Origin of the sequence: Vibrio stylophorae, assembly GCF_921293875.1 — a bacterium.
Taxonomy (GTDB): Bacteria; Pseudomonadota; Gammaproteobacteria; order Enterobacterales; family Vibrionaceae; genus Vibrio_A; species Vibrio_A stylophorae.
Genome location: NZ_CAKLDI010000001.1, coordinates 294,109 through 307,121 on the forward strand (window position 1 = coordinate 294,109; position 13,013 = coordinate 307,121).

A 13,013-nucleotide genomic window follows, 5' to 3' on the forward strand; every position below is an offset into this window, starting at 1 on the left:
AACTTTCTCCTTGTTATATGAAGCTGTGCGAGTGCTTCAATCAAGGATTGCAATGCATGTGTCGGCAATTTGCCAATGGCGCGCGTCAACTTGGTAGCAGGCTGCCAAAATTGAGCCGCCTGTGATGAATGAGTGGTAATTTGCTGCGAATGAGCGCTAAATTTGATGTTTTTTGACAGAAAAACAACGCAACTTTTAAATCAGTCTTAATTGGGCATCAGGCTAAAATAGAGCAGGTAGAAGAGGCACCAGCAGCCGAACAATACCCAAGTTACGGGAATTGGTGTGCCGCGCTTTTGACTGAGTCGGCGCAAGCCTGTGGTCACCATGGCGCATAGGCTGGTGACCAGAACAAATCGAATCAAACGTGCGGGAATGGAGATCAGCAAAAACAGCACTAAAGGGATGCCTGCTTGCGCGCTTTGCAGGGCATAGAGTTTATAGGGCGTGCCAGATAATGGCCCAAGGAGCATAGCGCTGACGCCTTGCTGCTCAAGATCCAACGCCACTTGCTTTATTTGTGCCGACGAAATGGCTGGGATCATATCCATGCCATGTAGCGCTTTAGGTAGCATATGGCTTTGACTGCCAAGCCAGTAGAGGAGTAAGCCGCCAAGTAGTGCGCCGAGCAGTGCCATAAAACAAGCGACGAGTGCATGGCGATAACTTTTCTGTGCCAGATAACTGAGCCAGACATCGGGCACGATAAAAAACAGGGTGGCTTCAGCAAAGCCCCAACCCGCCGCGACTTGATAGCTGCGGCGCCATCGAGCTTTGGGCCTATGCGTTAATTCCATAATTCTCGGCGCTAATCCCATTGCTGAAAATGTCCCTCTTGCTCCAACTGATAAAAACGCTGTTCAAGCGCGTCCATAAATGCGTGGCGATCGTCTTGGCCAAACAGCGGCTCACCAATAAAGCCATCACAAAAGAAAGGCACCAGTAGCCAGTCGCCCTTGGGAAGCGCTTTACCAAGGCCATGCAAAAAAATGGGCACCACAGGAATGTCGGGATAACGTGCGGCTAGTTTGGCAATGCCGCCCTTAAATTGGCAGCGCTTTTCAGGCTCGCCGCGGCTGCCTTCAGGAAAGAAGATCAAAATATCCCCGCGCTCTAAGGCCTCATAACAAGGGGCGAGTGGATCCTGATCCGCTTCTCGATGACGCGAGATCGGCAAAATGCCAACGATCTTTAAGGCAAACCATGCCAGTAGGCGATTTTTCAAAAAGTAATCCATCGCCGCCACAGGCTTTGCGCGTTTAAGCTGGGCATTGCTCAGCAGAGTCATCAGCACCATGGTGTCGAGGTGGCTATTGTGGTTCGCCACTAAAATCACGGGTCCTTGATTGGGGATCAATTGACGTCGACGAATATTTAGTCCCAACACTAAGCCAATAATGCTGCGAATGATCAGCCGATAGTAAATCCAGCGCAGCAGGCCATTGAGTCCATTCTTAAACCATTGCATCGCAAACTCTTAGGTGTAGTAGAAGTAACGAATAAAGTGCATAAACAGCGGCGCGCTATAGGTCAGGCTATCAATGCGATCGAGGATCCCGCCATGACCAGGCAGCAGATTCCCGCTGTCTTTAATTTGCAAATCGCGTTTTAGTGCCGAGATGGTGACATCGCCAATAAAGCCACTGATTGCAATGAGTACTCCCGCAGCCATGGCCATGGGCCACTGCATGGGGGTGAGAAAGGGCGCAAGAGCCACTGCCAGCGCTGTGGTTGTGGCGACGCCGCCAACAAAGCCAGCCCAAGTTTTATTGGGGCTGACCTTGGGAATGATTTTGCGTTTGCCCAGCAGTTTGCCCCAAGTGTATTGCGCCACATCGTTGAACTGGGTCAGCACCACTAAATAGAGCACCAAGCCAGGGCCGCCCGCGAGCGCATCACCATGGTCGGGTAGCGCCAGCAAAAAGGCCAAGTGGCTCACGCTAAAGACCATGGTCATCAAACCCCAGTGAATGGTGCCTGCCGCGCGTAAGAAGCGGTCAGTTTCACCGACGATCACCATCTGCATCGGTAGCAGTAGGAACATGTACACCGGAATAAAGATGATGAAAAAGCCATAGTCAGCGAGCCAAACCCAAAAAAACTGAATGGGAATGGCGAGATAGGCCCAAAACAGCACGCGGCGATCAGCGCGGCGGGTGGGAATAATGGAGAAATACTCCTTAAGTGCGAGATAGCTGATCAGCGCAAAAAAAGCGATGGCCACAGTGCGGCTGACAATCAGCGCGCCGCAAAAGAGAAACACCATGATCCACCAAGAGCGGATGCGCAGCCAAAGCTCAGTGTAATCGCGATCCGGATAACGCCATTTCAAACCATGTACCAATACAGTGGCAAAGCAGAGCACCGAGAAAATGGCGGCAAGAACCAGCTGAATGCCATGATGAAGCTGAGTGAGATAATCCATGATCATGCCTTTCCTTGTTGCGCTAATTCATTGAGTGCCTGACGGCTGCGGTTGATGATGGTCAGCGATAGTAGGCCAAGTACTATCCATAAACCGCCATTGAGCCAGCATGGGTTGAGCCAACCGCCGGCCATCAGTAGTGCGATAAGGCCAAAAATAAAGGCGCGGTCACTTTTGCCCATGGGGCCATCGTAACGGCGTGATGCGCCAATTTGCACACCAATCACCCCAGTCATCTCACTGATAATGGCAAAGATACAGACCAAGACCACGGCAATGGGGTTGAGCCCTGCAATCAAGGCAAAGGGTAGGTAGAGCGCTGTATCGGCTAATACATCGCCCAGCTCATTAAGGATCGCTCCGAGATTGGATTGCATTTGATGCTCTCGCGCCAGCATGCCATCAATGGCGTTGAGTGCCATGCGAATAAACAGTAGTACAGGCACGCACCATAGGGGCCAGGCATAGCTTGGCCAAATGGCAATGGCGGCACCAAGCGCAGCGCTTAACAGCAGTGCAAATAGGGTGACTTGGTTGGCGGTGATGCCCCAGCGAGCTAGTCGCTGTACCAGCGGTCGTAATAAGTTTTGAAACGCAGGTTTGAGCTGATAGATCGATGCCATAACAAATTCCTTCTCCAATACTGCCGACATCATAGCGGAAGTGTGTTGTTATCCTATTGATAAAAATCGTTTTTTTTGAAGTTATACGCGCTTTATTCTTTTTCGTTATAGATAAGCTCATTTTGATGTTTGTGTGATCTATTGCACATTCCTAGAATCGCTCGACTATTTCACTAAAAAGTAACAATTGATTAGTTGGATATACCAAACATCTCACTAACCCATTGTGATTTATCGGGGGTTCACATGACTGGCTTGTTGTTAGTTAACTTATTGGTCTTTTTGGGGCTGGCTTGGCTGGTGCGAACGCAGCAGCGTGCGGGTCACTCGTTATCGCGTCAGGTACTGATCGGCCTGATTCTTGGTGTTGGTTTTGGCTTCTTGCTGCATTTGGTTTATGTCGACCAAAGTGAGGTCATTGCAAAAACATTGGCGTGGACGCAAGTCGTCGGTGGCGGTTATGTATCATTGCTGAAAATGATTGTGATGCCATTGGTGTTGGTATCGATGCTATCAGCTGTGGTTAAACTGGATCGCTCTGGTTCACTAGGCAAAATTAGCCTCACCACCATTAGCATTCTATTGGTCACCACCATGATTGCGGCGCTGATTGGTATTTTGGTGAGCGCAGGCTTTGGTTTAAGTGCTGAAGGTTTAACGCAGGGCGTGCGTGAAGCGCAGCAACTTGAGCAGTTGGGTGTGCGTGAAGCTGCGGTACAAAACCTGACTTTGCCACAAATGATTTTGAGTTTTATTCCGACCAATCCTTTCGCGGATTTAACCGGTGCGCGCTCAACATCCATTATCGCCGTGGTGATCTTTGCGATTTTGCTGGGTCTGGCAGCACGTCATGTGATGCATGAAAAGCCTGAACTTGAGCGTGGTATTCGCGGCGCGGTTGAAATTGCACAATCTGTGGTAATGCGTTTGGTAAAAATGGTGATGGCACTAACGCCATACGGCATTTTGGCGCTGATGACCAAGGTCGTGGCAAGCTCTAGCTGGACCGATATTCTCAATCTATTGAGCTTTATTGTCGCTTCCTATGTTGCGATTGCCCTGATGTTTGTGGTGCACGGTTTGCTAGTGGGTTTGGTTGGTGTGAATCCAATTCAGTACTTCAAACGTGTATGGCCTGTGTTGACCTTTGCCTTTAGCTCACGCTCAAGCGCGGCGACGATTCCACTAAACGTGGAAGCGCAAATCGACAAACTCAATGTGCCGCCAGCGATTGCCAACCTATCGGCAAGCTTTGGTGCGACCATTGGTCAAAATGGCTGTGCGGGTATCTACCCTGCCATGCTTGCTGTGATGGTTGCGCCAAGTGCAGGCATCAACCCAATGGACATTCACTTTATCTTGTCTTTGATTGGCGTGGTGGCAATTAGCTCCTTCGGTATTGCCGGTGTGGGTGGCGGTGCAACCTTTGCAGCGCTGATTGTATTGCCAACAATGGGGCTCAACATTGCTGTTGTGGCATTGCTGATCTCTATTGAACCTTTGATTGATATGGCGCGTACGGCACTTAATGTAAGTGGTTCGATGACCGCAGGTACATTAACCAGTCGCATTCTGGGATCAAGCAAAGATGAGTCGTCAGAAGTTTTGCCATCAGGCCAAGAGTCGGCTTAATCCTTGCGCTTATTGATCAAGCTGACTAATCAAGCCATAAAAAAAACCGCCCATGAGGCGGTTTTTTTATGGCTGTTTTACGGCCGAATTGGATTAGTTTTGACGAATCCCTTCGACATGCAAGGTGAGATCCACATAGCTCGATGGTCCCATCACGGCAATGCCAAAATCTTTGAGCTCTAAACGGGTGGTTCCCATAAAGCCTGCACGATAACCGCCCCAAGGATCTTCGCCTTCACCAATTAATTTTGCATCAATGGTAATGGGTTTGGTCACGCCGTGTAGTGTGAGATCGCCTTGAATGGTGAATGCGTCTTTGCCCAAATCGGTCACTTTCTTGCTGACAAAGGTCGCGGTGGGATATTGGCTGGCATCAATAAAATCAGCGCTACGAATATGCTTATCACGTTCGGCATGAGCAGAGTCCAAACTTTTGGTTTGTACTGTGACGGTAACGCTGCTGTCACTGATTTTGTTGGGGTCAAAATTAAAGCTGCCCTCAAACTGATTAAAGCGTCCAGCAATAAAGCTATAGCCTAAATGCGGCACTTCAAAGTTAATGGAAGCATGCGCACCTTGGGTATCAATCAAATATTCAGCGGCCATGGTGTGACTACTGAACAAAAGCGAGCTGATTAGCGCGGCGCGGGAAAAAAGAGATTTCATGAGCTGACTCCTAGCATTTTTTTTAGTGTGTTGTCCTTGTTGATCCAGTGGTGTTTCAGCGCTGCAAGCAGATGCAAAACACTGAGCCCGATGAGCGTATAGGCACTGAATTTGTGAATGGTGCCGGCTATATCTGCTTGGTTGCTAAAAGCAAAAGGCAACGCTGGAATGGGTAGCCAATCAAACCAAAGAATGGGGCGGCCATCGGCTGTGGAGATGAGGTAGCCGGAAATAAACAGGATGAAAAGCAGTAGATATAGCAGGTGATGCGCAGATTTCGCCGCTATTTTTTCCCATCGTTGGCCACTGATTTTCGGCGCTTTCCAGCGAATCAGGGCAGCCACGCGAAGTAGGGTGAGTAGCAGTAAAATCAGGCCCAAGGATTTGTGCCACATTGGCGCGGTTTTATACCAAGGGCTGTAGTAGGTAAGGGTCATCATCCAGTAGCCCAGCGCGAATAGGCCGATGACAAAAAGTGCCGATAGCCAGTGCAAAATGATGCTAGCTGCGCTGTAGCGAGTGGGCTCTGTGGAAGTACGCATGCGTCGCTCCGTCAATGCATTGAATGCATCAAGTGTGAGTCAGCATCTGCAAAAAATCGAGGTCATGAAATAAAACAAGCTGTTCAAGGATTTTGAACAGCTTGTTGAGATAAAGCGATGCGGCGACTTATTTACTGGCGCGATTTTGCTCGATTTGTTTTTCCAGGAGCGCTTCAAGGCGATCAATTTGTGCCTTTAGGGCATCGACTTGCGCCACGGTGGCGGGCTCTTGCTTTTGCTCTTTGGCGTTGAGGTTTTCTTTACGCTGAGCTTCCACTTCAGAGGTCATCACCTCTAAGACGGCGCCCACCATCATGTTGAGGAAGATAAAGGCGGTGAGGAAGATAAAGGTGAAGTAGTAGATCCAACTGAGCGGGTAAACCGTCATGGTTTCATACATCACATCGGTCCAATCCTCAAAGGTGGCGACGCGAAATAGTGTCAACATCGCATGGCTGACATCGCCCCAAAGGAAGTCATTGATCTTGCCAAATAGAATCGCACCCACAGCGCCGTAGATATAGAAGATCACAAACATCAGCAGCGCGATATAGCCCATACGCGGCAGTGCGCGAAGCAGTGAGTTCACCAGCATCCGGAGATCAGGCAGCATGGAAACCAAACGCAAGACGCGGAAAATACGCAGCAAGCGGGCAATAAACACAGCTTGTGAGCCAGTGATTGGAATTAAGCTGGCGAGCACAATCAAAGTGTCGAAAATATTCCATCCTTTGCTAAAGAACGCCTTTGGTCCTTTGCTCGCCATAAAGCGCAAGCTGATTTCCGTGGCAAAGAAGAGGGTAATAAAGTAATCGAGACTGGCTAAAGGCTTACTGAGCCAGTTTGGCAGCTCATAGGTTTGGGCACCGACAGACAAGGCTGAAATGACTATCACGGCAATGACTAAACCTTGGAATAGGTTACTTTCATCAATGCGTTGAAGATAAAGCTTAATGGTCGACATGGTGTTGAATTGGTCATGAAAATAGATGCTTAGAATGGCAGAAATTTTATTTTCCGGCAAAACAAAGGGGCTCAAATCGAGCCCCTTATCATAGTGTGATTTCAGCATGCAGATGAATGCGTGCAAAGCCGACTTATTGGTAAAACTGCGCCATTTGCGTTAGTGCCTGTTGAATAATGGCTCGCGGCATTTGTTGGTCGCGCACCAAGATGAGATCATCATTCATCAGTCGGCTTTGACCTGTTGGGTCAGCCACCATAATCAGCTCTGGGGTAATGATCGCATAGTTGTAATAACTACCGGCAATAAACCAATCGCGGCTCGGCGTTGGCGAAAAGAGATCATGACCGACGCTATAGGCGTCAGTATTGCCTTGCACATCAAATAGCTGATTCAGCAGTGTTGGCACCAGATCATAGTGCGTGGTGCGATAGTCAATCACCTGTGGTTTTTGATCGGGAATATAGACAAAAAGCGGTACCTGTAATTGGGTGTGGCTATAGTTGCCGGAATGTCCCCAATAGTTTTGGTGGTGATCGTTAAACTCTTCACCATGATCAGAACTAATCACCACGATGGTATTGGATAAATCCACATGCGCCAGTACCTGCTCAATTAACCCATCAATATAGTAGAGCGCGTTTTTATAGCGGTTGTGATAGAGGTTTGGATCAAAATCATTGTTAAGGCGCATATGATCCACGCGTGACCAATAGGGCTTAAATTTTGAACCCGTTTTTTCAGGAAACTCGGTGCCATGCGCTGAGTCGTAAAACAGCATGCCAAAATAAGGCTGGTCGCTAGGCTGCTTAGTAAAGTCGATAAAGTCTTGCGTGATTCGTGCGTCGCGCTCAACCTGATTTTCCCCTGGCGTGCGCAGGCGAAGATTGGGCACTGATTTAAAGACGGTGCGCGAAAGCGGCGGACTGGTCAGCGGCGCAGAGCCTAAAATCATTGGGCGATAGCCTGCCTGTTGCAGCTGAGTGATAAATAGCGGTGGTGTTTGGCTCGCTTGAAAGCTATTCCAATAGGTCGCTGGAATGCTATAGAACAGGCTAAACATCCCAGCTTGAGTTGAGTTACCGCCGCTAAAGTGTTGCTTAAATTGGTTTGTTTTCGGGATGAATTCACTGACATGCGGCATTACTGCAGCATTCACATCATCAATGCGCCAAGCATCAATCAAAATAAATAGCACATTGGGCTGCTTGGCCTTAGCGGTGAAATGGAGATCGCCGCGTGGATAGTTGAGCGCACTGGTTTGAATGGGTTTGAGCTCAAGGCGCTGCTTTTCTGCGGCCACTTGATCCACCCAGCCGTGGCTATAAAGATATTTACGTGCAGTGAGCGGGTAGTACACCGGCCATTGGTTATTGTATTGGCTCAAGCTTGGATTAAATTTGGCGTGCTCAACGGCATGAATACCTTGGCTGGCCAGCAAAATGACAAACCAAGCGAGAACGCCTTGCCATAGTGCGCGATGCTGACTGAGGCGGTTACTAGCGATTACGGCTAAGGCGATGGCAAGCATGCTGGGAACCATGCTTAGCGCAAACAACAGCCAGCTCATCCAAGACAGTTCAAATACATCGCTACCTGCATCTAAAAACATCGAAATCAGCAATGCATTGATATGGAATTTATAGTGCTCAAAGGTGGTGAGATCGATTTTAAGTAGCAGCAAGAGCGCAAAAGCGATCACAACAGCAATGGTTTTAAATCCACGCGATGGTAGCCAAGCGATAAGCCATAGCCCGATACAAAGCAGCAGTGAAAACACGCCAAACCAACCGATTTGGGTTGTGATGAGATAAGTCCACTCAATGGCAGATAATTGCGTCCAGTTCACCTGTGCGAGGTAGGGCGCACCAATTAAGGCGAGAGCCAGCGTAAAGAAAAGGAAAAAGTTCACTAGCCAACGGCTGTGATACAACCAACGTTGGGTCATAAAATATGTCTCTTGTGGTGATGCGAGACTGAATTATCAAGGCGCGTCACGGCGTCTTTGTCTACAGCGAATCCGCAAGCAAAATGGAAAAATAAATATAAGCGTGGTCTGCTGACCACGTGCTGAAAATTATGGGGAAAAATGGGAGCTATATCAAATTTATAAAGCCAATTTATGCGCCGAAACAATGAAAAACGCCCAGCAAAAAATCTGCTTAGGCGTTGGGGGATGGGTTAAAAAGTGAAACGCAAGGCTTTAGTAGCGATGACTCCATGCTGGTGCAACGCCATTGACAAAGGCGCGCTGCCCTTGACGGATAACCTCAATTTCAATGGCTTGTTGGGGCAATAGTTGATTGAGCAGCAAGTGAAAATGGGGATCGTCTTCAATTAATTGGCCATTGATCGCAATGGGTTGGTCGGTCATACGCAATCCCATTTGTGCCAAGGGAAAAGAGGGTGCAAGTTCGGTAATTTGAATTGGCATTCTGCCCTGGGTATAGATCCCCCAACGTGGCACAACCAAATAACCATGCTGATCCAAACTGTAATCGTGAAATGCAAAGGCGTAGGGCGCTGGAATTTGCGATTGAAAGCGCCAATGGTTTTGTTTATCCAATGTGAAATTCTGCCGATAGCTGGCTAAATCAATTTTCCAGCCTTGATTGTGCTCAAAGAGCCAAGGGGTACATTGATACTGACCTGAACGATAGAGGATCACAGCGCGATCTTGATTAATCAGCACCTTATCGATGCTGCATTGCTGATAACGTTTGAGTAAATAACGCATTTGCGCTTGGCGCCAAGGATGGGCGGCCAAGTAATCGCGGCTAGCTTGATTATAAAAGGGCAAATCAGATTGACGCTGCTGTCCTGCAAGCGCTTGGAATAATTGGCGCAGTGCCACTTCTGGCGTTACCGCATGCGGCTCAAAATGAATTGGGGCGGCGGTCGGCTGTATATCATCTTGTTGCGCTATTTGTTGATTTTGCGCGCGCTGATTATATTGGCTGGGCGTTGTTTCAGGCATGCTCCCCATCATTTGATCGGCCGGTGTGACATAGGCTTGCGGTGCGGTGTGCATTGGCGATTTTCCACCAACTGGCGTGGCATCGAGGCCTTTTCTTGAACCCGTCGAAAAGAACGACAGTGCGCGCCATGGCATAAAAGAGAGAGCGGGCCTATTGAATGACGGCAAGTTGAGCGTACTTTGGTGCGGCTGGGTTTGCCAGCAGCCGGTGAGTAAAGTACTGGCGATGGTCAGGGAAAAAAGTGAAATCACGAGACGAATGGGCATGACGATCCTTGTCGATCACAAAAAAGCTAATCACGGCGCGCCATTTTATGCATCATCTGTGATATGGCTTGCACAAATCCCCTTTTTCTTGAGCGCTCTGGCGATTTTTTCTTAGAAATTTCTATGGATCTACATCACGTTGTGCAGCATCTCTTATTTATTTTATGCGATGAAATAAATCAAATTGTGCGCTTTGGCGAAAATTTGCACAGAAGTGATGGGGTAAGCAAAGAAATGCGTCGTGAATAGCGCTTGGATGATGGTTGCACCCTTGGCAGCATGATAATGTGTAGGGATATTGTTGATAGATAACAAAAGGATAGGTTGTCTATTCTATTGTTAAGTTGGGTGTTTATGAAAATGAAACACTGCATTCAGCAATTGATTGAGTGGATTACACTAAACAGTTTCAATATTTTGGCATTCAGGATGAATTATGACGCCGCAAATTAAGCCCGCGAACCCCAACTTTTCTTCTGGCCCATGTGCTAAACGCCCTGGCTATCAGCTTGCAAATCTCAGTACTGAGACACTTGGCCGCTCACATCGTGCTGCGATTGGTAAAAACGCGCTGGAAAAAGCGATTGTGGATACCAAAACCATTCTTGGCATTCCCGATGACTACCGTGTCGGTATTGTGCCTGCATCTGATACCGGTGCCATGGAGATGGCCATGTGGTCCATGCTCGGTGAGCGTCCTGTGGATGTTTGTGCGTGGGAAGCATTTGGCCAAGAGTGGCTGACTGATATCACCAAGCAGTTACAACTCAAAGATGTACGCAGTTTCCTTGCTGATTATGGTCAGATTCCAGCGTTAGAGCAGACCGATCCAAATCACGATATCGTCTTTACTTTTAACGGCACCACATCAGGCGTTCGTGTACCGCATTGCGATTGGATTGCTGATGATCGCCAAGGTTTAACGATTTGCGATGCAACTTCCGCTGTTTTTGCCATGGAGATGCCTTGGCACAAACTGGATGTGATCACCTTTAGTTGGCAAAAAGTACTGGGTGGTGAAGGCGCACACGGGATGTTGATTTTGAGCCCGCGCGCGGTTGCTCGTTTGGAGTCTTATACCCCAAGCTGGCCAATGCCAAAGATTTTCCGCTTGGCCAAAGGTGGCAAGTTAATGGAAGGGATCTTTGAAGGCTCCACCATCAATACACCATCAATGCTTTGCGTGGCCGATTACCAAGATGCGCTAGATTGGGTGCAATCCATGGGCGGTTTACAAGCCGCAATCGCGAAATCAAAAGCCAACCTTGCGGTGCTGGAAGATTTTATCGCTCGAACGCCGTGGATCGATTTTCTCGCGCAAGATGCCAGCATTCGCTCAAATACCAGTGTGTGCTTGAGTCTGGATTTAACGCCAGATCAGGTGAAAGCGCTGATTAAGCTACTGGCTGAGCACAAGGTTGCCTTTGATGTGGGCGCTTATCGAGATGCACCCGCAGGGCTTCGAATTTGGTGCGGTAGCACAGTCGAAGCGAGCGATTTAAAAGCGCTGCTACCATGGCTCGAATGGGGATACCAACAAGTCAAAACCCCAGCCACTGCAGAAGCTCAAGCATAAAAACAATATCTATTTTCAGCGCTCATTTGAGCGCTGTTTTTTTTCCAAATCCAATCACTGAAACAACACAAGGATGTGCCATGTACCGCATTCAAACATACAACCAAATAGCGCCCATAGGATTGGCGCAGCTTCCCTATGATCAATTTGATATTGGCAATGAACAGGCTGATCCGCACGCGATTTTATTGCGCAGTCATCAGCTGACTACTGCGCAGTGTGGTCCAGCGCTGCTCGCCGTTGCGCGTGCAGGTGCGGGAACCAATAACGTGCCCGTAGCTGAGTGCACAGAGCAAGGGGTGGTGGTGTTTAATACCCCCGGCGCTAATGCAAATGCGGTGAAAGAGCTGGTGCTCAGTGCGCTGCTGATGGGTTGTCGCGGTATTGCAGAAGGGATGCAATATGTACAGCAACATGCTGCTGATGACGACCTTGCCGCGCAGCTGGAAGCGCAAAAAAAACGTTTTAAAGGTGTGGAGTTACAAGGCAAAACCTTAGGGGTTATCGGCCTTGGTGCGATCGGTGCTAGTGTCGCTGCTTGCGCGCTTGATTTGGGGATGAATGTGGTGGGTTATGATCCCGCGATTTCGGTGGATGCGGCATGGCGCTTGCCAAGTGCCGTGGCGCGAATGGAAAGCCTTGAAGCGCTGCTTACTCGTGCGGACTTTATTACCCTACACATTCCAGCACTGCCGAGCACCATTGGTTTACTTAACCAAGAGAAGCTTGCTTATCTTAAACCTGGCGCGGTGCTGGTCAATTTTGCGCGTGGTAGCGTGGTGGATAATCATGCGGTGTTACAAGCGCTCAATGAGGGACGATTGAGCAAATATATCAGTGACTTTCCTGCGCCTGATTTATTGGAACATGAGCAAGTGCTGTTATTGCCGCATTTAGGCGCCAGTACCCAAGAAGCCGAAGATAATTGTGCGGCGATGGCGGCAAGCCAGCTGGCGGAGTTTTTGCGTTTTGGCAATATCACTAACTCAGTGAATTTTCCGGTGACGCAATTATCATCAAGCACGGGTTATCGACTCACATTTGCCAATCGTAATGTGCCCGGCGTGCTGGGGGACGTATTATCCATTTTGGCTGAATACTCAGTGAACGTGACAGATATGATCAATAAAAGTCGCGATCAAGTCGCCTATAACATTCTCGATACTGATGGTCCTTTAACGGATGCGATGCTTGAACGTATTCAGGCGCTTGAAGCAGTGGTCAAGGTGCGTTATTTACCGACCCAAGCCGCGATGGCCACAGAGCAAGAAGTAGAAGAGAGCGCAACGGCTTGAAAGGGCGTTTCACCTTCTCAGTGAGCGTCTTTCTTTCTGTAAAAAC

12 protein-coding genes are annotated in these 13,013 nt (G+C 48.7%); 3 read left to right on the forward strand and 9 right to left on the reverse strand.

Annotated elements, in window-relative coordinates; all coding sequences use genetic code 11:
• Nucleotides 1-206 precede the first annotated feature (206 nt).
• Genes L9P36_RS01390 through L9P36_RS01405 form a run of 4 tightly spaced genes read right to left on the reverse strand, consistent with a single transcriptional unit; the run spans nucleotide 207 to nucleotide 3,048 of the window.
• Nucleotides 207-797: a hypothetical protein gene (locus L9P36_RS01390; protein WP_237464357.1), complete on the reverse strand. Its 591-nt coding sequence runs from the start codon at nucleotides 795-797 to the stop codon at nucleotides 207-209.
• A gap of 11 nt (nucleotides 798-808) precedes the next feature.
• Nucleotides 809-1,468: a lysophospholipid acyltransferase family protein gene (locus L9P36_RS01395; protein ID WP_237464358.1), complete on the reverse strand. Its 660-nt coding sequence runs from the start codon at nucleotides 1,466-1,468 to the stop codon at nucleotides 809-811.
• Between the two features lie 9 nt (nucleotides 1,469-1,477).
• A complete protein-coding gene (locus L9P36_RS01400; RefSeq protein WP_237464360.1) occupies nucleotides 1,478-2,425 on the reverse strand; it encodes a phosphatidate cytidylyltransferase in 948 nt (315 codons plus the stop codon).
• Between the two features lie 2 nt (nucleotides 2,426-2,427).
• Entirely contained in the window at nucleotides 2,428-3,048 is a 621-nt protein-coding gene (locus tag L9P36_RS01405) for a CDP-alcohol phosphatidyltransferase family protein (protein ID WP_237464362.1), read from the reverse strand.
• Nucleotides 3,049-3,294: 246 nt separating this feature from the next.
• On the opposite strand from L9P36_RS01405, the gene L9P36_RS01410 reads away from it, so the two are divergent.
• Nucleotides 3,295-4,680, forward strand: a complete 1,386-nt coding sequence (locus L9P36_RS01410) for an L-cystine transporter (protein WP_237464364.1) — start codon at nucleotides 3,295-3,297, stop codon at nucleotides 4,678-4,680.
• A 93-nt stretch (nucleotides 4,681-4,773) separates the two neighbouring features.
• Here the strand turns inward: L9P36_RS01410 and L9P36_RS01415 are convergent, their stop codons facing one another.
• The 5 genes from L9P36_RS01415 to L9P36_RS01435 form a co-directional block, all read right to left on the reverse strand.
• Nucleotides 4,774-5,346, reverse strand: coding sequence for a YceI family protein (locus L9P36_RS01415; RefSeq protein WP_237464365.1), 573 nt, complete (start codon nucleotides 5,344-5,346; stop codon nucleotides 4,774-4,776).
• Nucleotides 5,343-5,888, reverse strand: a complete 546-nt coding sequence (locus L9P36_RS01420; protein ID WP_237464368.1) for a cytochrome b — start codon at nucleotides 5,886-5,888, stop codon at nucleotides 5,343-5,345. Before L9P36_RS01420 ends, L9P36_RS01415 begins: the two co-directional genes overlap by 4 nt.
• Nucleotides 5,889-6,015: 127 nt before the next feature.
• The gene (locus tag L9P36_RS01425) at nucleotides 6,016-6,927 is read right to left on the reverse strand and encodes an ion transporter (RefSeq protein WP_237464371.1); all 912 of its coding nucleotides are present in this window, start codon (nucleotides 6,925-6,927) and stop codon (nucleotides 6,016-6,018) included.
• A 58-nt stretch (nucleotides 6,928-6,985) separates the two neighbouring features.
• Complete coding sequence (locus L9P36_RS01430; protein ID WP_237464373.1) at nucleotides 6,986-8,800, reverse strand: DUF3413 domain-containing protein; 1,815 nt, start codon at nucleotides 8,798-8,800, stop codon at nucleotides 6,986-6,988.
• Between the two features lie 255 nt (nucleotides 8,801-9,055).
• Complete coding sequence (locus tag L9P36_RS01435) at nucleotides 9,056-10,096, reverse strand: hypothetical protein (protein ID WP_237464376.1); 1,041 nt, start codon at nucleotides 10,094-10,096, stop codon at nucleotides 9,056-9,058.
• 436 nt (nucleotides 10,097-10,532) lie between these two features.
• On the opposite strand from L9P36_RS01435, the gene L9P36_RS01440 reads away from it, so the two are divergent.
• Both L9P36_RS01440 and L9P36_RS01445 read left to right on the forward strand, forming a co-directional pair.
• Nucleotides 10,533-11,672, forward strand: a complete 1,140-nt coding sequence (locus tag L9P36_RS01440; RefSeq protein ID WP_237464378.1) for a phosphoserine transaminase — start codon at nucleotides 10,533-10,535, stop codon at nucleotides 11,670-11,672.
• Nucleotides 11,673-11,752: 80 nt separating this feature from the next.
• Entirely contained in the window at nucleotides 11,753-12,967 is a 1,215-nt protein-coding gene (locus L9P36_RS01445) for a phosphoglycerate dehydrogenase (protein WP_237464380.1), read from the forward strand.
• Nucleotides 12,968-13,013: the final 46 nt, after the last annotated feature.

Bases quoted from the DNA above. Each gene is read 5' to 3' on its own strand.
- L9P36_RS01390 (WP_237464357.1), bottom strand. From the start codon at position 797: ATGGAATTAACGCATAGGCCCAAAGCTCGATGGCGCCGCAGCTATCAA.
- L9P36_RS01395 (WP_237464358.1), bottom strand. From the start codon at position 1,468: ATGCAATGGTTTAAGAATGGACTCAATGGCCTGCTGCGCTGGATTTAC.
- L9P36_RS01400 (WP_237464360.1), bottom strand. From the start codon at position 2,425: ATGGATTATCTCACTCAGCTTCATCATGGCATTCAGCTGGTTCTTGCC.
- L9P36_RS01405 (WP_237464362.1), bottom strand. From the start codon at position 3,048: ATGGCATCGATCTATCAGCTCAAACCTGCGTTTCAAAACTTATTACGA.
- L9P36_RS01410 (WP_237464364.1), top strand. From the start codon at position 3,295: ATGACTGGCTTGTTGTTAGTTAACTTATTGGTCTTTTTGGGGCTGGCT.
- L9P36_RS01415 (WP_237464365.1), bottom strand. From the start codon at position 5,346: ATGAAATCTCTTTTTTCCCGCGCCGCGCTAATCAGCTCGCTTTTGTTC.
- L9P36_RS01420 (WP_237464368.1), bottom strand. From the start codon at position 5,888: ATGCGTACTTCCACAGAGCCCACTCGCTACAGCGCAGCTAGCATCATT.
- L9P36_RS01430 (WP_237464373.1), bottom strand. From the start codon at position 8,800: ATGACCCAACGTTGGTTGTATCACAGCCGTTGGCTAGTGAACTTTTTC.
- L9P36_RS01435 (WP_237464376.1), bottom strand. From the start codon at position 10,096: ATGCCCATTCGTCTCGTGATTTCACTTTTTTCCCTGACCATCGCCAGT.
- L9P36_RS01440 (WP_237464378.1), top strand. From the start codon at position 10,533: ATGACGCCGCAAATTAAGCCCGCGAACCCCAACTTTTCTTCTGGCCCA.
- L9P36_RS01445 (WP_237464380.1), top strand. From the start codon at position 11,753: ATGTACCGCATTCAAACATACAACCAAATAGCGCCCATAGGATTGGCG.